Origin of the sequence: Paracoccus ferrooxidans, assembly GCF_029909815.1 — a bacterium.
Taxonomy (GTDB): Bacteria; Pseudomonadota; Alphaproteobacteria; order Rhodobacterales; family Rhodobacteraceae; genus Paracoccus; species Paracoccus versutus.
On sequence record NZ_CP038198.1, the window covers coordinates 514,628 to 535,836 of the forward strand.

Sequence of the window (21,209 nt, forward strand, 5' to 3'; positions counted from 1 at the left end):
GAAGGAGTGAGCCAGATGGCTGCGAAAGAAGTTAAGTTCAACAGCGACGCGCGTGACCGGATGCTGAAGGGCGTGAACATCCTTGCGGATGCGGTCAAGGTGACGCTGGGCCCGAAGGGGCGCAACGTGGTGATCGACAAGTCCTTCGGCGCGCCGCGCATCACCAAGGACGGCGTTTCGGTCGCCAAGGAGATCGAGCTTTCCGACAAGTTCGAGAACATGGGCGCGCAGATGGTGCGCGAAGTGGCCTCGCGCACCAATGACGAGGCCGGCGACGGCACCACCACCGCCACCGTTCTGGCCCAGGCCATCGTGCGCGAGGGCCTCAAGGCCGTGGCCGCCGGCATGAACCCGATGGATCTCAAGCGCGGCATCGACGTCGCGACCGCCAAGGTCGTGGAAGCCATCAAATCCGCCGCCCGCCCGGTCAACGACAGCTCGGAAGTGGCGCAGGTCGGCACCATCTCGGCCAATGGCGAGGCCTTCATCGGCCAGCAGATCGCCGAGGCGATGCAGCGCGTCGGCAACGAGGGCGTGATCACCGTCGAAGAGAACAAGGGCATGGAGACCGAGGTCGAGGTCGTCGAGGGGATGCAGTTCGACCGCGGCTATCTCTCGCCCTATTTCGTCACCAACGCCGACAAGATGATCGCCGAGCTGGAGGATGCCTACATCCTGCTGCACGAGAAGAAGCTGTCGTCGCTGCAGCCGATGGTGCCGCTGCTCGAGGCCGTGATCCAGTCGCAAAAGCCGCTCCTGATCGTGGCCGAGGACGTCGAGGGCGAGGCCCTGGCGACGCTGGTCGTGAACAAGCTGCGCGGCGGGCTCAAGATCGCCGCGGTGAAGGCGCCGGGCTTCGGCGACCGCCGCAAGGCCATGCTGCAGGACATCGCCATCCTGACCGGCGGCCAGGTGATCTCGGAAGACCTGGGCATGAAGCTGGAGAACGTCACCATCGACATGCTGGGCCGGGCCAAGAAGATCTCGATCAACAAGGACAACACCACCATCGTCGACGGCGCCGGCGAGAAGGCCGAGATCGAGGCGCGCGTCGCCCAGATCCGCCAGCAGATCGAGGAGACCACCTCGGACTACGACCGCGAGAAGCTGCAGGAGCGCGTGGCCAAGCTGGCCGGCGGCGTGGCGGTGATCCGCGTCGGCGGCATGACCGAGATCGAGGTCAAGGAGCGCAAGGACCGCGTGGACGACGCGCTGAACGCGACCCGCGCCGCGGTGCAGGAAGGCATCGTGGTCGGCGGCGGCGTGGCGCTGGTGCAGGGGGCCAAGGCGCTGGAAGGGCTGGCCGGTGCGAACTCGGACCAGGAAGCCGGCATCGCCATCATCCGCCGTGCGCTGGAGGCGCCGATGCGCCAGATCGCCGAGAACGCCGGCGTGGACGGCGCCGTGGTTGCCGGCAAGGTGCGCGAATCCTCGGACAAGGCCTTCGGCTTCAACGCGCAGACCGAGGAATATGGCGACATGTTCAAGTTCGGCGTGATCGACCCGGCCAAGGTGGTTCGCACCGCGCTGGAGGATGCGGCCTCGGTCGCCGGCCTGCTGATCACCACCGAGGCGATGATCGCCGAGAAGCCCGAGCCCAAGGCCCCCGCCGGCGGCATGCCCGACATGGGCGGCATGGGCGGCATGATGTAAGCCGACCCGCCTTCGGCTAGGACCGGGCCGCCCCGCAGGGGGCGGCCTTTTTCGCGGGCGGACCGCGCCAAAACAAGGGCCTTGCCGCGCACCGGGGCCGCACCGGGGCCGCACTGGGCCGGGCTGGGGCCGCACCGGGCCGGGGTGGGCCGGGCTGGGGCCGGGAACCCGTCGGGAAAGGACGGGCCGGCCCAGGGCCCATGCAAGGCCATGCGCTTTTCCTGGCAGAGGCCACAGCCCTCCCCCGGTCCTTTACCCGAAGATTTTCATGCCCTGGAAGACGGAGACGGCCTGGCGACCGCAGGCCGCGCCCTGTCAGGCCTTCAGCGCCTTCTCGGCTGGTCGTAGAGCCCGGCGAAGCGCTGGCGCAGCAGGTTCTTTTGCACCTTGCCCATGGTGTTGCGCGGCAGTTCCTCGACGAAGAGCACGCGCTTGGGCTGCTTGAACCTGGCCAGCCGCCCTGCCAGCGCCGCCAGCACCCCCGCCTCGGCCAGCGCAGGACTGCCGGTCGGGACCACGACCGCCGTAACCCCCTCGCCGAAATCGCCATGCGGAAGGCCGATCACGGCGGATTCGACCACGCCGGGCAGCGCGTCGATCTCGGCCTCGACCTCCTTGGGATAGACGTTGTAGCCGCCGGTGATGATCAAATCCTTGCCGCGGCCGACGATGTGCAGATAGCCGCGCTCGTCGAATTTCCCCAGGTCGCCGGTGATGAAGAAGCCGTTCTCGCGCAGCTCGGCGGCGGTCTTTTCCGGCATGCGCCAATAGCCCTTGAACACGTTCGGGCCGCGCACCTCGATCATGCCGATCTCGCCCCGCGGCAGTTCCACGCCGGTCTCGGGGTCGGTGACGGTGATCTCGGTTCCGGGCAGCGGCAGGCCGACGGTGCCGGCGATGCGCGCGCCGTCATAGGGGTTCGAGGCGTTCATGTTCGTCTCGGTCATGCCGTAGCGTTCCAGGATGGCATGGCCGGTGCGGACCTGCCATTCGCGATGCGTCTCGGCCAGGAGCGGCGCCGAGCCCGAGATGAACAGCCGCATGTTCGCGGTGGCCGCGGCATCCAGCGCCGGTTCCTGCAGCAGCCGGACGTAGAAGGTCGGCACGCCCATCAGCACGCTCGCCCGCGCCATCGCCCCGAGAACCCGATCCGGGTCGAATTTCGGCAGGAAGATCATCGAGGCGCCCGAAAACAGCACCACATTGGTGGCGACGAACAGGCCGTGGGTGTGAAAGATCGGCAGGGCGTGGATCAGCACGTCCTGGGCGGTAAAGCGCCAGGCGTCGCACAGTACCAGGGCATTCGAGACCAGGTTGCCATGGGTCAGCATCGCGCCCTTGGAGCGGCCCGTGGTGCCCGAGGTGTAAAGCAGCGCGGCCAGGTCGTCGCTGTCGCGGGCCACGGTGGCGAAAGCCTCGGGGGCAGCATCGGCCGCCTCTGTCAGGCTGCCCTGCCCCTCGGCGTCCAGCGTCACCATGCGGGCGCCGGCGGCTTCCGCGGGCTCGCACAGCGCCTCCTGCCGCGAGGGATCGCAGACGAAGACCCTGGGCTCGGCATCGCCCAGGAAATAGCCGATCTCGGCAGAGGTGTAGCCGGTGTTCAGCGGCAGGAACACTGCGCCCGCCCGCAGCGTGGCGAGATAGAGGATGATCGCCTGCACCGATTTCTCGACCTGTGCCGCCACCCGGTCGCCGGGCTGGACGCCAAGCCCCGCCAGCGCATTGGCCATGCGGCCGCTGCGGGCGATCAGGTCGCCGTAGCGGATGCGCTCGCCCGCCGGCGTCTCGATGGCCACGGCCTCGGGGTCGCGGATGCGGGTGGCGAGAAGGTCGAACAGGTTGTCGCTCATGAATGGTCCCCGTGGTTCATGCGTTGGAAATCGGCTGCGCGCGCGTCACGCTGTCCGAGGCGGCGATGGCGCTGCCTTCGGCGAAGGCTTCGTGGTTCGCCTCGATCCGGTCGAGGTCGTAGAGGTAGTTCACCATCAGCCCATGCGACTGCTTGAGCCCGTTGGCCGAGACGTCGCCCAGGAAGTTCAGCCGCTCCAGCCGGGCGCCGTTGCCCAGGTGGAAGCGCGCCACCGGATCGACGACGCGGCCCTTGCCGTCGCGGGCGCGCAGGAAATAGGTGGCGGCGGCGGCCCGCAGCGGCGCGCGCAGGCTTTCGGCCGCGGCCCGGTCCCGGTGCCAGTCGGGATCGTCCAGCAGGGCGAAGGCCAGGCGCTGGTCGGCACCGATCAGTTCGGACATCTCGTCCTGGCGCTGCCGGGCCAGCCAGGCGGCAAAGCCGGGCACCGGCGACAGCGTGACGAAGCTGCGGATGTTCGGGAGTTCCGCCTTGAGTTCCTCGACCACCTGCTTGATCAGGAAATTGCCGAAGGACACCCCGGCCAAGCCCCGCTGCGTGTTCGAGATGGAGTAGAACACCGCGGTGCTGGCGCGCTCAGCCTCGATCGGCTGGCGGTCGAGGTCGAGAAGGCCCGCGACATTGTCCGGGATCTCCTCGGTCAGCGCCACCTCGACGAAGATCAGCGGCTCGTCCACCAGTTGCGGGTGAAAGAAGCCGTAGCAGCGCCGGTCGGTCGGCTGCAGGCGGTTGCGCAGGTCGTCCCAGTTCTGGATGGCATGCACCGCCTCGTAGCGGATGATCTTTTCCAGGATGCTGGCGGGCGTGTTCCAGTCGATATGGCGCAGCACCAGGAATCCCCTGTTGAACCAGGAGGCGAAGAGATGCGCGAAATCCAGGTCCACCCGGCGCAGCGCGGGGTTGCCCTTCAGATGGGCCAGCAGCTCCTCGCGCATCCGCACCAGCGCCGCCGTGCCGCCGGGGGCAAGGTTCAGGCGACGCAGCAGCTCCTGCCGGCGCGGCTCGGTCGCCTCGTGCAGCGCCTCGATGGCCAGCGCATCCTCGGGGTCGCGCTGCACCGCCTCCAGCGCGGCGCGGACCGCCGCCGGATCGGGGCCGAAACGCTCGGCGAGGTCGTGCAGGAAGGCCAGCCGCGTCGCCTCGTCGGCATCCTCGAAGGCGGCGAGCAGGTCTTGGGCGATGGCCACGCCCGAGGCTTCGCCCCGCCGCGACAGCAGCGCCTCGCCCAGTTCGCACAGGTCGGGCGACTCGGTGGCGGCGCCGGCACCGCGCCGTCCCAGCAGGCGGCGGCCGCGGTTCGTCAGCACCTCGAACAGCTCGCCCAGAAAGGCCGGGCGGCTGGGGCGCGGGGTTTCGACGGTCCTGGTCATTTCGGCCTCCGAAGGGGTTGGCATGCCGGGATCGCCCCGGCAGCACGAAGATCGACCATGGCGCAGCCGGGCGACCGCCGGCGCGCCATGGTCCGGCAGTTTGCGGAAAAACGCCGGCCGGTCCACCCCAGAGGCATCGGCCGCCTTCCAGACGCGCGGCCGCGCCGGCGACAAGCGACGCCGGCCTTTCGCGGCATTGGCCGCAAAACCCTCTGGCGCATCGCGGCAAAGCGGTGGGATAAACGGGCCGGGGATCGCGGCCGGGCCAGGGAGTTTCCGATGCGCTATTTCGACTTCAGCACCTGGCAGGGGATCCTGACCACCCTGCTGGGCCTTGCGCTGTTCACGCTGATCGGCGTCGGCATCCGGGTGCTGATGCTGCTGACCATCCAGCAGCGCCAGCAGCGGATGAACCGGCAGATCAACGAGCGGCTGCGCACGCTGATCGCCGCCTACAAGGTGCTGGGCGGTTCCTTCACCGGCGAGTTGCTGGTCGATCCGACGCATCTGCGCGACCTGCGGCAGCGCGCGCAAGAGGCGGGCGGCGATGAGGCCGGCGGCTCGGATCGAGCCCGGCGCATCCGCGACGCGGTCGAGGCGGCGCTTTCCGACATCATCCTGCTGGGGACCGAGGAACAGGTGCGCCTGGCCAGCCATGCTGCCGCCGAGATGGCCGCCGGCCGGCCGATCCACACCGCCGAGCTGGTCGTCTCGCTGCGCGATTTCATCCGCAAGGCGCTGGACCTTGCGCCGGTGCCGCCCGATGCGGTGATCCCGCTGCAAGGTCCGGCCCGCCAGCTTGGCGGCTCGTCCAAGGGCGGGCGCGGCGAAGGCGGCAAGGGCGGCGGTGGCGGCATGGGCGGGGGCATGGGCACCGGCATGGGCCTTGGGTCGGGGCGTCCTGCCGACGATGCCGGGCCCTGATCCGGGGCCGCGGGGCGCGCAGCATCGCAGCGGCGCGGACCTGCCCGCGCCGCCGTCGCTTGCCGTGGGCAAGCCGCCTACCAGATGAAATCGTCGCCGCCCAACTGGCCCAGCCGCATGTCCTCGATCACCAGCCGGTCGTTGCCGGCGCGGATCACGACATCGTTGCCGACCTGGCTCGCCGCGGCGCGGATGTCGCCGAAACCGTCGAACCGGGCGTAATGCGACAGGTTGATGCGGTCGTCGTCGCTGTCGAAATCGGTGATCCGGTCGCGGCCGCCGTTCCAGACGAAGACATCCGCGCCCTCGCCGCCGGTCATGGTGTCGTTGCCGGCACCGCCGTTCAGCGTGTCGTTGCCCTCGTGCCCGGCCAGCCGGTCGTTGCCGGCCTCGCCGAACAGGCGGTCGTCGCCCTCGCCGCCCATCAGCGTGTCGGCGCCGGCACCCGCGCGGACGACGTCGTTGCCGTCGCCGGCGGCGATATGGTCGCGGCCGTTGCCGGTAAAGGCCTGGTCGTTGCCCTCGCCCAGGGTGATGCGGTTGTTGCCGTTGCCGGCGCGCACCACGTCATTGCCGCTGCCCGCGTCGATGGTGTCGTTGCCGGCACCGGCCAGGATCACGTCGTTGCCCTCGCCGCCCCAGACCCGGTTATGGCCCTGTCCGGCATCCAGGCGGTCGTTGCCGGCGCCGCCATAGATGCTGTCATTGCCCTGGTAGCCGAAGATGCTGTCGTCCCCGGACATGCCCCAGATCTGGTCGGCGACACTGGTGCCGAGCAGGCGGTTGTCGTCGTCGTTGCCACGTATCTTTGCCATGGTCGTTCTCCGTCACTTGCGTTGGACCGGCAGGATCGGAGCGGCCTTGGGCGGCCGTTCCCCGCGCGTCCCGGTTGCCGGTTCGACCGGGGGCGCAAGTCGCGATGTTCATCAGGCGTCGCGGGCGCGCCAGGCCAGGCGCTGGCCCACCAGCAGCATGCGCATGGTGTTCTCGGCTGCCGCGCGCAGCAGCTTGCCGCCCTCGTCGATCGCCTTGCCCAGCGAACAGGGCCGCCGCATGATCGAGGCATAGGCGGCGATCCCGTGTTCATAGGTCTGGCGCGCGCCCTTGCCGATGGTGCCGGCCAGCGCCACGGTCGGCACGCCAAGCGCCTCGGCGCGGCGCGCGACCTCGCAGGGCACCTTGCCATAGGGGCTTTGCCCGTCCAGCGCGCCCTCGGCGGTGATGACCAGGTCGGCGCGGGCCAGCAGCCGGTCGAAATCCAGGTAGTCCAGCATGATGTCGAAGCGCGGATGCAGCGTCGCGCCGGCAAGGCCGGCAAGCCCCGCCCCCAGCCCGCCCGAGGCGCCCGCGCCCGCCATCCCCGCCACGTCGCGCCCGGTCGCCGCCAGGATCGCGGCGGCGTGGCGGGTCATGCCGCGGTCCAGCGCCTCGACCTGCTCGGGCGTGGCGCCCTTTTGCGGGCCGAAGACGCGGGCGACGCCGCGCGCGCCCAGCAGCATGTTGTGCCAGTTCACCGCCGCGTCGATCCGCACCCCCGCCAGCCGGAGATCGAGCCCGGCGATGTCGATCCGTTCCAGATGCTCCAGCGCGCCGCCGCCTTCGGGCAGCTCGCGCCCCTGGGCGTCCAGGAAGCGCGCGCCAAGCGCCCGCGCCATGCCGGCGCCGCCGTCGTTGATGCCGCTGTCGCCGCAGCCGACCAGGATGCGCGTGGCGCCCTGGTCCAGCGCCTCGAGGATCAGTTCCCCGACGCCGCGGCTGGTGGTCAGCGTCGGGTCGCGCCGGTCGCGGGGGACCAGCGACAGGCCGGCGGCCGCCGCCATCTCGATCACCGCGCTGCGCGGGCCGTCGCCGCCCATCATGCCCCAGAAACTGGCCACGGGCTGGCCCAGGGGGCCGGTGACGGTGGTGGCGACCATGCGGCCGCCGGTGGCGGCGACCAGCGCCTCGGTCGTGCCTTCGCCGCCATCGACCATGGGGGCGGTCAGGATGGTCGCATGCGGGGCGGCGCGGCGGATGCCGCGGGCGATGGCCTCGGCCACCTGATTGACGGAAAGCGATTCCTTGAACCCCGAGGGTGCGATCAGAACGGTCAGGGACATATCCGGCATCCTTTTTTCTGTTGTCTGGCAGGATTACGGCCCGGACCCGCGGATTATTCCGGCGCGATGCGAAAAATTTGTGGCAGGAAGCGAAAAGAGCGGCCGGAGCCGCCCTTTCCCCTTGATCCGAAACGATCTTATCGGATGGTGATGCGCAGGCCCACCGGGCGCAGGGCGCGGTTCACCTCGTGCTGCAGCCGCTGCAACTCGCCCATGGCGCGGGGGTGGCGCGGCTCGGCCGGAAGTCGAGCAGGCCGGGGCGCGGGCCGGGTGGCGGAAATGGTCGGGGCCGGAGCCGACACCGAGGCCGGGGCTTCCTGCGCCCCGCCGCGCATCCGCTCCAGCTGCGCGGGCCAGACCAGCAGGGCGAAGCCGACCAGCAGCGCGGTCACGGCCGGCGCCAGCGGCAGCGCCAGCCGCATCAGGTCGCGCTGCGCGAAACCCGCGCCCTCGGCATGGCCGAAGATCGCCACCGGCTTGGCCGAGGCCATCATGCTTTGGCAAAAGCCGGTGCCCATGACCGCGACCAGGATCATCAGCGCCGGATCGTGGCCCCAGCCCGCCATCGGCAGCGCCAGTGCCGGGATCAGCACCGCCGCACGGGCCGAGCGCGAGGTGATCGCCAGATGCGCCGCTACCGATGCCGCGGCCAGCAGCGCCACCACGGCGGCGCGATTTCCGGTCAGCGCGGGCGGCAGCGCGGCCAGCGCATGGCCGGCCAGCCAGCGATCCGTCCCGGTCGCCGTCATCGCCTGGGCGATCAGCACGGTCGCGGCCATGTAGAGCAGCAGCTCGACATCGACGGCGCGGAAGATCTCCTTGGGCTTGCGGGTGACAAAGGGCGGGGTCAGCAGCACCAGCGCCCCGGCCAGCGCCGCCAGCGCCATGCCGATGCCGTGCAGCGGCGCGGTCAGCCACAGCCCGACCACCGCCGCCAGCACCAGGGCGATGCGCGCCTGGCGGCGGCGGGTCGCGGGGTCCGGCCGCGGCGTCTCGATCCGGGGCAGCGGCACCATCAGCAAGGCGCGCGGCACGAACAGCAGCAGGATCAGCGCGGTCCCGGCCAGGCTGGCGGCCAGCGAAAACGGCAGGCCCAGCATGGCCCAGTCCAGATAGCCCAGCTGCAAGCCGGTGGCGCTGCGGATGCTGGCGGCGGCCAGCAGATGCGCGCCCGCCCCGATCAGCGAGGCGCCGGCGGACAGCAGGATCACCGTCGGAAACAGCAGCGCCAGCGGCTTTCGCAGCGCCGGATCGGGCAGAGCGCCGGCGATCGCCGCAAAGACCGGCAGCAGCAGCGCCGCCCGCCCCGAGGTCGAGGGCAGCACGAAGGCCGTCGCCGCCACCAGCAGCGCCAGCAGCAGGGCGAAGGGCGCGAAACGCAGCCCCCGGCGCATCAGCGGCGCGACCAGCCGCTGGGTCAGCCCGGCATCCCTGGCCACGGCGGCGATGACGAAGGCCGAAAGCAGCAGCCAGATCAGCTCGCTGCCGAGCGCGGCGAAAAGCTGCGCCTCGCTCAGCACGCCGCCCAGCACCAGCGCCAGCACGGCGGCCAGCGCCACCAGCGATTCCGGCAGGCGCGTGCCGACCCAGCCCAGCACCGCCAGCGCCGAGACGGCCAGCGTCATCCGCCCCCGCGGCTCCAGCGTGGCGGGCAAGCCCCAGGCGGCGGCGATGATGGCCAGGGCCAGCAGCGCGGCGATCAGCCGGCGCGGCCGGGGAAGCGGCAGGGTCGGGGCAAGAAGGGTCCGGGCGGTCATGGCGTTCTCCTGTCTGACCACAGGATTACGCGGCGGGCTCCGAACTATTCCCCCGGCAGGGCGCGCAGGGCCAGCGCCTCGTCCTCGGGGGTCAGCGGCTCGCCCGCGCCCAGGGCGGCAAGCGCCGCCTCGATGCTCTCGGGGCCCGAGGCCGGGCGGTAGTCCGCGCCATCCGCCTGGGCCTGGGCGGCGAAGCGCGCCTGCCAGCCATCCGCGTCGCGGCAGGCCAGCACGGTGCGCAGCGCGCGCGCGCGGGCGGTTTCATATTCGCGGCACAACTGCCCCCCGGCCAGCTGGAACGAGGCGATCATGCTGATCTCGGTGCCGTCCGCCAGCACCCGCACCTCGCCCGAGGGCAATTCGTCCAGCGCCGCCAGCTCGGCCCCCGGCAGCCCATCGGCGCCCCGCCCCGACCATTCCCACCAGCCAAGGCCAAGCGCGGCCAGCGCGGCCGAGGCCGCCAGCGCAAGCCATGGCCGGCGGTTCAGGTTCGCGGCCGGGGCCTTTGGCGCGGCCTGCGGCGCAGGAGCAGGCGCAGGCGCGGCGGTGGCGGTGGCGGCGCGGATCATGCCGGCCAGCGGGTCTTCGCCGCCGGCGCCGGTGCGCAGGCCGCCCAGCAGGCGCCGCGTCTCGGCAAAGCGGCGCAGCCGGCGCTGCAATTCGGGATCGGCGGCGACGGCCCGGCGCACCGCCTCGGCCCGGTCGGGCTCCAGCTCGCCGTCGGCCAGCGCCATCAGGGTCTCATCGTCGATCTGCATGGGCCTGTCCTCCCGCCGGGTTGCCCGCCGTATACGCGCCGCCCGTCATTCTATTCCCAACTTCCCGGCCAGCGCGAGCCGCGCCCGCGACAGCCGGCTCATCACCGTGCCGACCGGGATCGACAGCACCTCGGCGGTCTCGGCATAGCTCATCTCCTCGACGCAGACGAGATGCAGCACCTCGCGCTGCTCGGGCGGCAGGGTGGCCATCGCCGCCTCGACCGATTGCAGCATCAGATGCGCCTCGAGCGCCGGGGCCGGATCCACCGGCAGCGCCTCGGGCATCTCGAAGATGTCGACCTGGGTGCCCGCGGTCCTTTGCCGCCGGGTCTGGTCGATCCAGGCATTGCGCATGATGCGAAACAGCCACGGCTCCAGCCGCGCGCGGCGGTCGAAGCCGGCGGCATGGGTGATGGCGCGCTCGACAGTGATCTGCACCAGGTCGTCGGCCAGATCGGCGCGGCGCGACAGCGACAGCGCGAATCGCCGCAGGTTCGGCAAAAGGGCGATCAGGGCTTCGCCGAAAGCCGCATCCATGAAGTCCTCCGGGCGGGAAAATTGACCTGGGCGGGGAATAATAGAATGTGTCGGGCGTAGAATGTCCAGAAACCGGCTTCATGGAGGAAGGGAAATGCCGCGCCTGCTGCTGTTCGTGACCGTGCTGGCCGCCATGCTGCTGGCCGACCTGCGCCCCGGCGCCGATTGGACGGCGCCCGCCGCCGCCTGGGCCGACGATGACGACGATGACGACGACGATGATGATGACGACGACGATGACGATGCGCCCCGCCGCCGGGCGCCGCCGCCGGCCCAGCCGCGGGTCCGCGCCGAGCCCCTGCCCCAGCGCGCCCCGGACGAGGTGATCGCGCGCGGCCTGTCGCCGGCCGATCTGGCGCAGCTGCAGGACATGGGCTTCGAGGTGCTGCACGAAACCCGGCTCAGCGCGGGCGAGCCGATGCACCGGCTGCGCAAGCCCGCCGCCATGCCCCTTGAGCAGGCGCGGGACGTGGTGCGCGCCATGGCCTCGGCCACGGCGGCCGATTTCAACCATTACTACCGGCCGGGCAATGCGCCGGGCTGCCGGGGCGCCGACTGCCCCGCCCGGCAGATGATCGCCTGGCCGGCGCATGGCGCGACCTGCGGCACGCCGCCCCGGATCGGCATGGTGGATACCGGGCTCAACATCCGGCACGAGGCGCTGGAGGATGCGCGGATCAGCCTGCACCGCATCGCCTCGGACGCCGAGGCCGCGGCCTCGGACCAGATGCACGGCACCGCGGTCGCGGCGCTGCTGGTCGGGCGCGCCGACGGCCGCACGCCGGGGCTGGTGCCGGGGGCGCCGCTGGTCGCCGTCGATGCCTTTCACAAGCAGCGCCAGGACGAGCGCGCCGATGCCTTCGCGCTGGTCGAGGCGCTGGACTACCTGACCGCGCAGCAGGTGCGGATCGTGAACCTGTCGCTGGCCGGCCCGGCGAACGACGCCCTGGCCGGGCAGGTCCGGCGCATGGACCGGGACGGGATCGTGCTGGTGGCGGCGGCGGGCAATGGCGGGCCGGCGGCGAAGCCGGCCTATCCGGCCGCCTATCCGCAGGTGATCGCGGTCACGGCGGTGGACCGCCGCGCCCAGGTCTATCGCCGGGCGAACCGGGGCGGGCATATCGACCTGGCGGCGCCGGGGGTGGATGTCTGGACCGCCGCCTCGATCCGCGGGGCGCGGACCAAGACCGGCACCTCCTTCGCGACGCCCTTCGTTACCGCGGCCGCGGCGCTGCTGATGCAGAAGGAACCGGGGCTGACCCCGGCCGAGGTGCGCGCGCGCCTGCAATCCAGCGCGCGGGATCTGGGCAAGGCCGGCCATGACGAGGTCTTCGGCCACGGCCTGGTCAGCCCGCCCGATCCCTGCCTCTGATCCCGGCACGGTGCGGCTGGGGTTGCGGCAGTTTCGGCGTTTCGACGAAAACCGACATGGAGGTGTTTCAGCCGTCGGTTATCCTGCATCCGCCGCCGCCCGTTCCGGGACGGGCCGGCACGATGTCTGGAAGCGCCCGATGGAAGGTCGAAAATGCCGCAACAGAAAACCATGGTCTCCGTGCCGGAGCTGATGCTCGAGATCGCGCCCGAGGCGGCCGAGGCCCTGCGCGCCTCGGATCTGCTGCCGGGGGAGCCAGCCGTCCTGCCGCTCCATGCCACCTATTTCGACACGCCCGACCGGGACCTGGCGGCCGCCGGCTTCACGCTGAGCCTGGCCGAGGGCGAAGGCGAGGACGAAACCGGGCGCATCCAGACCGTCCGGGCCACCGGCAGCACCGCCGATCTGTTCGTGCTGCCCGAATGGCGCCAGCCCGTCGCAGGTGACAGGCCGGTGCTGGACGAGCGCACGCCGCTTTGCGCGCTGCTGGGGCCAAAGGTGGCCGACATCGGCCCGCTGTTCGACCTGCACATCCAGCGGCAGCTCTGGTCCCTGTCCTGGCAGGGCGCCGACATCGAGCTGGCGCTGGACCGGGGCGAGGTGACGGCCGCCGACCGCCGCTCGGCGCGCTGCGAGCTTCGGCTGGCACTGCGCGAAGGCGCGCCCGCCGCGCTTTACGCGCTGGCCCGCCGGCTGGACGAGATCGCGCCGCTGCGCCTGGGCGTGCTGAGCGAGGCCGATCACGGCTTTCGCCTGCTGGGCCCGGTGCTGCGCATGCACAAGGCCGCGCCGACAGCCCTGCACCGCGACATGGCGGCGGCCGAGGGCTTTCGCCAGATCGGCGCCGCCTGCCTGCGGCAGTTCCGCCTCAACGAGCCGCTGGTCGATCCCGGCAACCCCGAGGCCGTGCATCAGGCGCGGGTGGCGCTGCGCCGGCTGCGCTCGGCCCTGTCCATCTTCAAGCCGATGCTTCAGGACGAGACGGCCGCGCGGCTGAACGGTGAAAGCCGCTGGCTGGCCGGGATGCTGGGCGAGGCGCGCGACCTGGACGTGCTGCGCCTGCGCTGCCGGCCGGATGCGCTGCGCGCCCGGCTGGAGCCGGCGCGGATGGCGGCCTATGCCCAGGCCCGGACGGCGCTCGGCTCGCGCCGGGCGCGGCTGCTGATGCTCGACCTGGCGGAATATCTTGCCATCGGCCCCTGGACGACGCAGCCCTCGGCCGCCGAGATCCGCGACCTGCCCCTGCGCGAATTCGCCTCGGCCGCGCTCGACCGCCTGCGCCGCAAGGTCAAGAAGGACGGCATCGGCCTTGCCGATGTGGATGACGAGACCCGGCACGAATTGCGCAAGGACGCCAAGAAGCTGCGCTATGCCGCCGAGTTCTTCGCGCCGCTTTATGCGGAAAAGCGCCGCAGGCGCCGGGCCGCGCGCTTCCTGGCCGCGCTCGAGGCGTTGCAGGACCGCATGGGGGCGCTGAACGACCTGGCGGCGGCCCCGGCGCTTGTCGAGCGGCTGGGGCTGGCCGGCGACCCCGCGGCGGCCGCGCTGCTGGGCACCGACCGCGACAAGCGCGCCCTGGTCGAGGCCGCCGCCGAAGCGCATGAGGCCCTGGTCGATGCCAAGCGCTTCTGGCGCTAGGGTGGCCTAGCCCGCCAGCAGCTGGTCGGGGGTGATCGCCGCCAGCCCCAGCGCCTCGCCCACCGGCGGCGAGGTCAGCTGCCCCTCATGCGTGGCCAGGCCCGCGCGCAGATGCGCATCCTCGGCCAGCGCGCGGCGCCAGCCCTTGTCGGCCAGCGCCAGCAGGAAGGGCAAGGTGGCATTGCCGAGCGCCTGGGTCGAGGTCCGCGCCACCGCCCCCGGCATGTTGGCCACGCAGTAATGGATCACGCCGTCGACCTCGTAGATCGGATCCTGGTGGGTGGTGGGGCGCGAGGTCTCGAAACAGCCGCCCTGGTCGATGGCGACATCGACCAGCACCGCGCCGCGCGGCATGGTTTCAAGCTGCGCCCGCGACACCAGCTTCGGCGCCGCCGCACCCGGCACCAGCACGGCGCCGACCACCATGTCGGCGCGCTGGATCAGCTCGGCGGTCGCGGCCGCGCTGGCGTGCTGGGTGGTCAGCTTGCCCATGAAGAGATCGTCGAGCCAGGACAGCCGCGGCAGCGAACGGTCCATCACCGTCACGTTCGCGCCCATGCCGACCGCGACCCGCGCCGCCGCCGCGCCCACCACGCCGCCGCCGATGATCAGCACATTGGCCGGCCTGACCCCCGGCACCCCGCCCAGCAGCACGCCGCGCCCGCCATTGGCCTTTTGCAGCGCCCAGGCGCCGACCTGCGGCGCCAGCCGCCCCGCCACCTCGGACATCGGCGCCAGCAGCGGCAGCCCGCCGCGCGCATCCGTCACCGTCTCATAGGCGATGGCGGTCACGCCCGAAGCCAGCAACTCGCGCGTCTGCGCCGGATCGGGCGCCAGGTGCAGATAGGTGAACAGCACCTGCCCGCGCCGCAGCATGGCGCGCTCGGGCGCCTGCGGCTCCTTGACCTTGACGATCAGCTCGGCCTCGGCAAAGACCGCGGCCGCATCCGGCACGATCCGCGCCCCCGCGGCCAGGTAATCCTCGTCGGCGAAACCCGCGCCCAGGCCGGCGCCGGCCTCGACCAGCACCTGGTGGCCGCGCAGGACGGCCTCGGCGGCGGCGGCGGGCGCCAGGCCCACGCGAAATTCCTGCGGCTTGATCTCCCTGGGGCAGCCGATCCTCATTCCCTTCTCCTCCTGCTGGTTTTCGGAACTCCCGGCGCCAGTCTGGCATTGGCTTTCCGCAAGATGCTGCGAAATCAAGCCCCGCCAAGGCGCGCCGGCGCACAAGGACGCCCCGGATTCCCAGAAGAATCGAAGATCCTGCCGCCGTCAAGCGCCAGGGCGCAAGCTTCCCCCCGCTCGCCACCCTTGCATATATTCGCATACTCGAATATCTCATGGATGAAGGACAGTTTGCGCGCAGGAGGAGTATCCGATGAGCCATGCCCCGACCTCGACCTCGACGCCCGGCCAGGGCGCGGCCCCTGATCGTGATACCCGTGATCGTGATACCCGTGATCGTGATTCCGGCCCCGGCCGGGCCGCCGATCCGCATTCCGATCCGCATTCCGATCCTGGCCCCGGTTCTGGCGCAGGCGTGGCCGCGGCCCTGGCGGCTGTGCCGGAGGTGACGGGGTTTTACGAGGCGCGGACCGGCTCGGTGCAATATGTGGTGGCCGATCCGGCGACCGGCCAATGCGCCGTCGTCGACCCGGTGCTGGACTATGACGAGAAATCCGGCGCCACCGCCACCATCGAGGCCGACCGCATCCTCGCCTTCATCGCCGAGCGCGGCTACAGGCTGGAATGGATCCTCGACACCCATCCCCATGCCGACCATTTCTCGGCCGCCGACTACCTCAAGCGCAAGACCGGCGCCCCCACCGCCATCGGCGAGAAGGTGGTCGAGGTGCAGAAACTGTGGAAGGAATTCTACAACTGGCCGGACTTCCCCGCCGACGGCTCGCAATGGGACCGGCTCTTCGCCGAGGGCGAGACCTTCCGCCTCGGCTCGATCCCGGCGCGGGTGCTGTTCTCGCCCGGCCATACCCTGGCCTCGATCTCCTATGTGATCGGCGACGCGGCCTTCGTGCACGACACGCTGTTCATGCCCGACAGCGGCACGGCGCGGGCGGATTTCCCCGGCGGCGACGCGCATGCGCTGTGGCGCTCGATCCAGGAGATCCTGGCCCTGCCCGAGGCGACGCGGGTCTTCACCGGCCACGACTATTGCCAGGGCGGGCGGGCGCCGGCCTGGGAATCGACCGTGGCCGAGCAGAAGGCGCGCAACAGCCACATGGCGCAATACCTGACCGAGGCCGAGTTCGTCGCCGCGCGGCAGGCGCGCGACCGCACCCTGCCGATGCCCAAGCTGATCCTGCATGCGCTGCAGGTCAACACCAATGCCGGCCGGCTGCCCGCGCCGGAGGCGAACGGTCGGCGCTACCTGAAGATCCCGCTTGACCTGCTGCAGGCGCCCTGGGACTGAGGAGGAGGAGGAAGGATGCGGATCAATATCGCAGGCACCGAGCGGGTGCTGCGGCTGGTGCTGGGCCTCGGCCTGGTTCTGCTGGCCTTGCTGGCCGGGCTTTCGCCGGCGTGGAGCTGGGCGGCGGCGGTTGCCGGGCTGGTGCTGCTGGCGACCGCGGCGCTGCGCTTCTGCCCGGTCTGGGCGCTGCTGGGCATCGGCCGCGGGCTGGAAGGCGGCGGTTCCGAAGGCGGTTCCGAAGGCGGCTCTGAAGGCGAAGGCGCGGATCGTCGGGACGGAGATCGCGAAAACGGGGATCGTCGGGACGGAGGCGGGGCATGACCGAATTCACCCCTGTGCAATCGTTGCTGGGCGGCGGATTGATCGGGCTGGCGGCGGTGCTGCTGATGGCGCTGCACGGCCGCATCGCCGGCATGACCGGGATCCTGGCCGGGGCGCTGGCGCCGGGCGGCGGCTGGCGGCTGGCCTTCCTGGCCGGCGCGGTGGCGGCGCCCTTGCTGCTGGTGCGGCTGGGCGGGGTCGAGATCGGCTTCGACAGCCCGGTGCCGCTGGGCTGGACGGCGCTCAGCGGGCTGCTGGTCGGGATCGGGGTCAGCTATGGCGGCGGCTGCACCTCGGGCCACGGGGTCTGCGGGCTGGCGCGGCTGTCGGCGCGGTCGCTGGTGGCGACGCTGAGCTTCATGCTGGCGACCGGGGCGACGGTCTATGCGGTGCGCCATCTTGCGGGAGGGTTCTGAGATGGTCTTGCTGTCGGCCTTGCTGGTCGGGTTGGTCTTTGGCGCGGGGATTGCGGTCTCGGGCATGGCCAACCCTGCGAAGGTTCTGAATTTCTTCGACATTGCCGGGGCCTGGGATCCGTCCCTGGCCTTCGTGATGGGCGGTGCGCTGCTGGTGGCCTATCCGGGCTACCGGCTGGTGTTGCGCCGGCCGGCGCCGGTGCTGGCGCTGCGCTTCCACCTGCCCGAGCGGCGCGACATCGACGCCGGGCTGGTCGGGGGTTCGGCGCTGTTCGGCCTGGGCTGGGGGCTGTCGGGCTTCTGCCCCGGCGGCGCCATCCCCGCCATCGGCCTCATCCGCCCCGAACCCGTCCTCTTCACCGCAACAATGGCCGCCGGAATCGCAATGGTCAAAATCGGGCAGGGGCTTCGCCGCAGATGCATCTGATCCACCGCCTGCCCATGCTGCAATGGGCGCGCGGCTATGGCGGGGCGGTGCTGAGCGCCGACCTGCTGGCCGCGGTGATCGTCACCATCATGCTGATCCCGCAGAGCCTGGCCTATGCCATGCTGGCCAACCTGCCGCCCGAGGTCGGGCTTTACGCCTCGATCCTGCCGCTGGTCGCCTATGCGGTCTTCGGCACCTCGCGGGTGCTGGCGGTCGGGCCGGTGGCGGTGGTCTCGCTGATGACCGCCTCGGCCATCGGGCCGGTGGTGCAGGCGGGGCTGGCCGATGCCCTGACCGCCGCCGTCGCGCTGGCGCTGCTTTCGGGCGCGATGCTGGTGGCGGCGGGCATCTTCCGGCTGGGGTTCCTGGCGAATTTCCTCAGCCACCCGGTGATGTCGGGCTTCATCACCGCCTCGGGCATCCTGATCGCGGCCGGGCAGATCCGGCATCTGCTGGGCGTGGGCGGCGGCGGCTCGACCCTGCCCGAGATCCTGCCCGCGCTTTTCGCCGGCCTGCCCCGGACCAATCCCTGGACGCTGGCCATCGGCGCCGGGTCGCTGGCCTTCCTTTACGCGGCGCGGCGCTGGGGCCGGCACGGGCTGGTGCGGGCCGGCCTGCCCGGCTGGCTGGCCGACATGCTGGCGCGGGCGGCGCCGATCCTGGCCATCGCCGCCGCCATCGCCCTGGCCAAGGCGCTGGACCTGGGCGGGCGCGGCGTGGCGCTGGTCGGCGCCATCCCGCAGGGCCTGCCGGGGCTGTCGCTGCCCATCCCGTCGCTTGAATTGCTGGCGGCGCTGGCGCCGGCGGCGCTGCTGATCTCGGTCGTGGGCTTCGTCGAATCGGTCTCGGTCGGCCAGACGCTGGCCGCGCGGCGGCGCGAGCGGATCGCCCCGGACCAGGAGCTGATCGGCCTGGGCGCGGCCAATATCGCCGCCGGGCTGGGCGGCGGCTATCCGGTCACGGGCGGCTTTGCGCGTTCGGTGGTGAATTACGACGCCGGCGCGCAGACCCCGGCGGCGGGGGTATTCACCGCCATCGGCATCGCGCTGGCGGCGCTGTTCCTGACGCCGCTGCTGGCGGACCTGCCGCAGGCGGTGCTGGCGGCGACCATCATCCTGGCGGTGCTGTCGCTGGTCGATTTCCGCGCCATTCGCCGGGTGCTGGACTATTCGCCGCGCGATTTCCTGGCCATGGCAGCGACCATCCTGGTCACGCTGCTGGTCGGGGTCGAGCCGGGGATCAGCGCCGGGGTGCTACTGTCGCTGGTCATGCAGCTTTACCGCAGCTCGCGGCCGCATTCCGCCGTCGTGGGCCAGGTGCCGGGGACCGAGCATTTCCGCAACGTCGACCGCCACCGCGTGCTGGTCTGGCCCGAGATCCTGTCGCTGCGCGTCGACGAAAGCCTGTATTTCGCCAATTCCCGCTTTCTCGAGGACCGCATCGCCGCGCTGGTCGCCGACCGGCCGCGCCTGCGCCATGTCGTGCTGATGTGCCCTGCCGTCAACGACATCGACGCCAGCGCCCTGGAAAGCCTGGAGGAAATCAACCGCCGCCTGGCCGAGGGCGGGATCCGCCTGCACCTGTCCGAGGTCAAGGGGCCGGTCATGGACCGGCTGCGGCGCAGCGATTTCCTGCGCCACCTGTCCGGCCAGGTGTTCCTGAGCCAGCACGAGGCCATCTGCCAGCTGCGGCGCGACCTGGGGCCGGATGCCAGCCCGGCGCGGGAAACCGGGCTGGCCTGTTACGGCGACGCAGCGCGGCTTTTGCGGGGCGGATAGGGTCCGGCAGGGGCCGGGCCTTGTTTATATACGCGCCTGCGAATATATCTGGGACAGCCCCCGGAACCCCGAGGTTGACCATGTCCGACGCCGACCGCCAGATCGTCTGCACCGCCTGCGGCGCGACCAACCGCCTGCCGCCCGGGCGCGACGCGCGCGAGGCGCGTTGCGGCAAATGCCGCGCGGCGCTGTTCTCTGCCCATCCCGCCGATGTGGACGGGGCGATGTTCCGGCGCCAGATCGACCGCAACTCGATCCCGGTGCTGGTCGATGTCTGGGCGCCCTGGTGCGGCCCCTGCCGGATGATGGCGCCCGAGTTCGCCCGCGCCGCCGGCATGCTGGAGCCCGAGATGCGGCTCGTCAAGCTGAACTCCGAGGCCGAGCCGCAGGCTGCCGCCACCCTGGGCATCCGCGGCATCCCGACGCTGCTGCTCTATCGCGGCGGGCGCGAGGTGGCGCGGCAATCGGGCGCCATGGACGCCGCCTCGATCGCCGGCTGGGCGCGGGCGCAGCTGCGCGACTGAACCGGGCGGTTGCCCGCCCTGCCCGCTCGGCTATGCTGGGGGCCGGACGGAAACGCGCGAGGGGGCAGCATGGGCCAGTTGATCGACGGCACCTGGCATGACGAATGGTATGACACCGAAAGCAGCAGCGGGCGCTTCCAGCGCAGCGTGACGGCCTATCGCAACTGGATCACCGCGGACGGCAGTCCCGGACCCAGCGGCATGGGCGGCTTTGCCGCCGAAAGCGGGCGCTATCACCTCTATGTCTCCTATGCCTGCCCCTGGGCGCATCGCACGCTGATCTTTCGCGCGCTCAAGGGGCTTGCCGCGCATATCGGCGTCTCGGCCGTCCATCCCGACATGCTGTCCGAGGGCTGGACCTTTGCCACCGATTTCCCCGGCGCGACCGGGGACCGGCTGCACGGCCTGCCCTATCTGCGCGACCTCTACCTCAGGGTGGACCCCAGGGCCTCGGGCCGGGTGACGGTGCCGGTGCTGTGGGACAAGGCGCAGGAGACCATCGTCAGCAACGAAAGCGCCGAGATCATCCGCATGTTCAATTCGGCCTTCGACGGGCTGACCGGCAACCGCGACGATTACTGTCCGGCCGGGCTGCTGGACCGGATCGACGCGCTGAATGGGCGCATCTACGACCGGGTCAACAACGGCGTCTACAAGGCCGGATTCGCCACCTCGCAGGCGGCCTATGACGAGGCCGCCGGCCCGCTGTTCGAGACGCTGGACTGGCTCGAGGGCCATCTGGCCGGCAACCGCTATCTCTGCGGCGAGCGGATCACCGAGGCCGATTGGCGGCTTTTCACCACCGCGCTGCGCTTCGACCTGGTCTATCACACGCATTTCAAATGCAACCGGCGCTGGCTGCGGGAATATCCGAACCTCTGGGGCTGGACACGCGAGCTTTACCAATGGCCGGGCGTGGCCGAGACGGTGCATTTCGACCATATCGTGCGCCACTATCACTACAGCCACGCCACGATAAACCCGCATCGCATCATCCCGATCAACCCGCTGATCGACTGGCAGGAACCGCACGGCCGGGGCTGAGACAGGCGGCCTTGGCAGTCCCCTTTGTCCGACACGCGAAGCCGCCCCATCTGGCGGAGGCCAACGCCCGCCCATGCCGCTGCGGCCGGAGGGCGATCCTGCGGGCGGCCCTGGCCAGGCAGCAGCCGGGCAAGGTCCTACGCCCTGCCCGCGCGCGGCTGCAGCGCGCAGATTTTCCGAGAAAACCGCTTTGATTCCATGGCTTATCCGGCGGCGCGAGAATTTTTCCCCGAGGCTGTATTTTTCCGCTTGCACCCGCCGACGCCCCCTCCTATACGACGCCTCACACGGGC

19 protein-coding genes are annotated in these 21,209 nt (G+C 71.2%); 11 read left to right on the plus strand and 8 right to left on the minus strand.

Going from position 1 to position 21,209, the window contains the following annotated elements; genetic code table 11:
- The first annotated feature begins 15 nt into the window (after positions 1 to 15).
- Entirely contained in the window at positions 16 to 1,653 is a 1,638-nt protein-coding gene (groL, locus tag E3U26_RS02600; RefSeq protein WP_499105328.1) for a chaperonin GroEL, read from the plus strand.
- A 323-nt stretch (positions 1,654 to 1,976) separates the two neighbouring features.
- On the opposite strand, the gene E3U26_RS02605 is transcribed toward groL, so the two are convergent.
- Positions 1,977 to 3,503 carry a malonate--CoA ligase gene (locus E3U26_RS02605; protein WP_499105376.1) on the minus strand — a complete coding sequence of 509 codons (1,527 nt, stop codon included), beginning with the start codon at positions 3,501 to 3,503 and terminating at the stop codon, positions 1,977 to 1,979.
- Between the two features lie 16 nt (positions 3,504 to 3,519).
- On the minus strand, positions 3,520 to 4,890 hold the full coding sequence (locus tag E3U26_RS02610; protein WP_499105377.1) for a malonyl-CoA decarboxylase: 1,371 nt from the start codon (positions 4,888 to 4,890) through the stop codon (positions 3,520 to 3,522).
- 279 nt (positions 4,891 to 5,169) lie between these two features.
- Here E3U26_RS02610 and E3U26_RS02615 point away from each other — a divergent pair, with 279 nt between their 5' ends.
- Positions 5,170 to 5,814, plus strand: a complete 645-nt coding sequence (locus E3U26_RS02615) for a hypothetical protein (protein ID WP_499105378.1) — start codon at positions 5,170 to 5,172, stop codon at positions 5,812 to 5,814.
- Positions 5,815 to 5,891: 77 nt separating this feature from the next.
- Here E3U26_RS02615 and E3U26_RS02620 read toward each other — a convergent pair whose 3' ends face one another.
- The 5 genes from E3U26_RS02620 to E3U26_RS02640 form a co-directional block, all read right to left on the minus strand.
- The gene (locus E3U26_RS02620) at positions 5,892 to 6,629 is read right to left on the minus strand and encodes a calcium-binding protein (RefSeq protein ID WP_499105379.1); all 738 of its coding nucleotides are present in this window, start codon (positions 6,627 to 6,629) and stop codon (positions 5,892 to 5,894) included.
- A gap of 111 nt (positions 6,630 to 6,740) precedes the next feature.
- Positions 6,741 to 7,913 (minus strand): glycerate kinase family protein, encoded by a 1,173-nt coding sequence (locus E3U26_RS02625; protein ID WP_499105380.1) that lies wholly within the window; start codon positions 7,911 to 7,913, stop codon positions 6,741 to 6,743.
- A 137-nt stretch (positions 7,914 to 8,050) separates the two neighbouring features.
- The gene (locus tag E3U26_RS02630; protein ID WP_499105381.1) at positions 8,051 to 9,670 is read right to left on the minus strand and encodes an SLC13 family permease; all 1,620 of its coding nucleotides are present in this window, start codon (positions 9,668 to 9,670) and stop codon (positions 8,051 to 8,053) included.
- 44 nt (positions 9,671 to 9,714) lie between these two features.
- Positions 9,715 to 10,428 carry an anti-sigma factor family protein gene (locus tag E3U26_RS02635; protein WP_499105382.1) on the minus strand — a complete coding sequence of 238 codons (714 nt, stop codon included), beginning with the start codon at positions 10,426 to 10,428 and terminating at the stop codon, positions 9,715 to 9,717.
- Positions 10,429 to 10,473: 45 nt separating this feature from the next.
- Positions 10,474 to 10,965 (minus strand): RNA polymerase sigma factor, encoded by a 492-nt coding sequence (locus tag E3U26_RS02640; RefSeq protein WP_072464314.1) that lies wholly within the window; start codon positions 10,963 to 10,965, stop codon positions 10,474 to 10,476.
- A 94-nt stretch (positions 10,966 to 11,059) separates the two neighbouring features.
- Between E3U26_RS02640 and E3U26_RS02645 the strand changes: the two genes are divergently transcribed.
- Both E3U26_RS02645 and E3U26_RS02650 read left to right on the plus strand, forming a co-directional pair.
- Positions 11,060 to 12,337 carry a S8 family serine peptidase gene (locus E3U26_RS02645; RefSeq protein WP_499105383.1) on the plus strand — a complete coding sequence of 426 codons (1,278 nt, stop codon included), beginning with the start codon at positions 11,060 to 11,062 and terminating at the stop codon, positions 12,335 to 12,337.
- Between the two features lie 153 nt (positions 12,338 to 12,490).
- A complete protein-coding gene (locus E3U26_RS02650; protein ID WP_499105384.1) occupies positions 12,491 to 13,975 on the plus strand; it encodes a CYTH and CHAD domain-containing protein in 1,485 nt (494 codons plus the stop codon).
- Between the two features lie 6 nt (positions 13,976 to 13,981).
- On the opposite strand, the gene ald is transcribed toward E3U26_RS02650, so the two are convergent.
- Positions 13,982 to 15,100 carry an alanine dehydrogenase gene (gene ald, locus E3U26_RS02655; RefSeq protein WP_072464316.1) on the minus strand — a complete coding sequence of 373 codons (1,119 nt, stop codon included), beginning with the start codon at positions 15,098 to 15,100 and terminating at the stop codon, positions 13,982 to 13,984.
- Between the two features lie 427 nt (positions 15,101 to 15,527).
- On the opposite strand from ald, the gene E3U26_RS02660 reads away from it, so the two are divergent.
- From E3U26_RS02660 to E3U26_RS02690, 7 genes are all read left to right on the plus strand, one after another.
- Positions 15,528 to 16,406: an MBL fold metallo-hydrolase gene (locus tag E3U26_RS02660; protein WP_116222867.1), complete on the plus strand. Its 879-nt coding sequence runs from the start codon at positions 15,528 to 15,530 to the stop codon at positions 16,404 to 16,406.
- A 15-nt stretch (positions 16,407 to 16,421) separates the two neighbouring features.
- Positions 16,422 to 16,727 carry a YgaP family membrane protein gene (locus tag E3U26_RS02665; protein WP_499105386.1) on the plus strand — a complete coding sequence of 102 codons (306 nt, stop codon included), beginning with the start codon at positions 16,422 to 16,424 and terminating at the stop codon, positions 16,725 to 16,727.
- Entirely contained in the window at positions 16,724 to 17,143 is a 420-nt protein-coding gene (locus E3U26_RS02670) for a YeeE/YedE family protein (RefSeq protein WP_036761444.1), read from the plus strand. The genes E3U26_RS02665 and E3U26_RS02670 overlap by 4 nt, the downstream gene beginning before the upstream one ends.
- Before the next feature lies 1 nt (position 17,144).
- Entirely contained in the window at positions 17,145 to 17,570 is a 426-nt protein-coding gene (locus E3U26_RS02675) for a DUF6691 family protein (protein WP_072464113.1), read from the plus strand.
- Positions 17,561 to 19,348 (plus strand): SulP family inorganic anion transporter, encoded by a 1,788-nt coding sequence (locus tag E3U26_RS02680; RefSeq protein WP_499105387.1) that lies wholly within the window; start codon positions 17,561 to 17,563, stop codon positions 19,346 to 19,348. Before E3U26_RS02675 ends, E3U26_RS02680 begins: the two co-directional genes overlap by 10 nt.
- An 80-nt stretch (positions 19,349 to 19,428) precedes the next feature.
- Positions 19,429 to 19,872: a thioredoxin family protein gene (locus tag E3U26_RS02685; protein ID WP_499105389.1), complete on the plus strand. Its 444-nt coding sequence runs from the start codon at positions 19,429 to 19,431 to the stop codon at positions 19,870 to 19,872.
- A 69-nt stretch (positions 19,873 to 19,941) separates the two neighbouring features.
- On the plus strand, positions 19,942 to 20,916 hold the full coding sequence (locus E3U26_RS02690) for a glutathione S-transferase family protein (RefSeq protein ID WP_499105391.1): 975 nt from the start codon (positions 19,942 to 19,944) through the stop codon (positions 20,914 to 20,916).
- Positions 20,917 to 21,209 lie beyond the last annotated feature (293 nt).

Excerpts from the sequence above, each read along its gene's own strand:
- groL (WP_499105328.1), top strand. The coding sequence starts at position 16 with ATGGCTGCGAAAGAAGTTAAGTTCAACAGCGACGCGCGTGACCGGATG.
- E3U26_RS02605 (WP_499105376.1), bottom strand. The coding sequence starts at position 3,503 with ATGAGCGACAACCTGTTCGACCTTCTCGCCACCCGCATCCGCGACCCC.
- E3U26_RS02610 (WP_499105377.1), bottom strand. The coding sequence starts at position 4,890 with ATGACCAGGACCGTCGAAACCCCGCGCCCCAGCCGCCCGGCCTTTCTG.
- E3U26_RS02615 (WP_499105378.1), top strand. The coding sequence starts at position 5,170 with ATGCGCTATTTCGACTTCAGCACCTGGCAGGGGATCCTGACCACCCTG.
- E3U26_RS02620 (WP_499105379.1), bottom strand. The coding sequence starts at position 6,629 with ATGGCAAAGATACGTGGCAACGACGACGACAACCGCCTGCTCGGCACC.
- E3U26_RS02625 (WP_499105380.1), bottom strand. The coding sequence starts at position 7,913 with ATGTCCCTGACCGTTCTGATCGCACCCTCGGGGTTCAAGGAATCGCTT.
- E3U26_RS02630 (WP_499105381.1), bottom strand. The coding sequence starts at position 9,670 with ATGACCGCCCGGACCCTTCTTGCCCCGACCCTGCCGCTTCCCCGGCCG.
- E3U26_RS02635 (WP_499105382.1), bottom strand. The coding sequence starts at position 10,428 with ATGCAGATCGACGATGAGACCCTGATGGCGCTGGCCGACGGCGAGCTG.
- E3U26_RS02640 (WP_072464314.1), bottom strand. The coding sequence starts at position 10,965 with ATGGATGCGGCTTTCGGCGAAGCCCTGATCGCCCTTTTGCCGAACCTG.
- E3U26_RS02645 (WP_499105383.1), top strand. The coding sequence starts at position 11,060 with ATGCCGCGCCTGCTGCTGTTCGTGACCGTGCTGGCCGCCATGCTGCTG.
- E3U26_RS02650 (WP_499105384.1), top strand. The coding sequence starts at position 12,491 with ATGCCGCAACAGAAAACCATGGTCTCCGTGCCGGAGCTGATGCTCGAG.
- ald (WP_072464316.1), bottom strand. The coding sequence starts at position 15,100 with ATGAGGATCGGCTGCCCCAGGGAGATCAAGCCGCAGGAATTTCGCGTG.
- E3U26_RS02665 (WP_499105386.1), top strand. The coding sequence starts at position 16,422 with ATGCGGATCAATATCGCAGGCACCGAGCGGGTGCTGCGGCTGGTGCTG.
- E3U26_RS02670 (WP_036761444.1), top strand. The coding sequence starts at position 16,724 with ATGACCGAATTCACCCCTGTGCAATCGTTGCTGGGCGGCGGATTGATC.
- E3U26_RS02675 (WP_072464113.1), top strand. The coding sequence starts at position 17,145 with ATGGTCTTGCTGTCGGCCTTGCTGGTCGGGTTGGTCTTTGGCGCGGGG.
- E3U26_RS02680 (WP_499105387.1), top strand. The coding sequence starts at position 17,561 with ATGCATCTGATCCACCGCCTGCCCATGCTGCAATGGGCGCGCGGCTAT.
- E3U26_RS02685 (WP_499105389.1), top strand. The coding sequence starts at position 19,429 with ATGTCCGACGCCGACCGCCAGATCGTCTGCACCGCCTGCGGCGCGACC.
- E3U26_RS02690 (WP_499105391.1), top strand. The coding sequence starts at position 19,942 with ATGGGCCAGTTGATCGACGGCACCTGGCATGACGAATGGTATGACACC.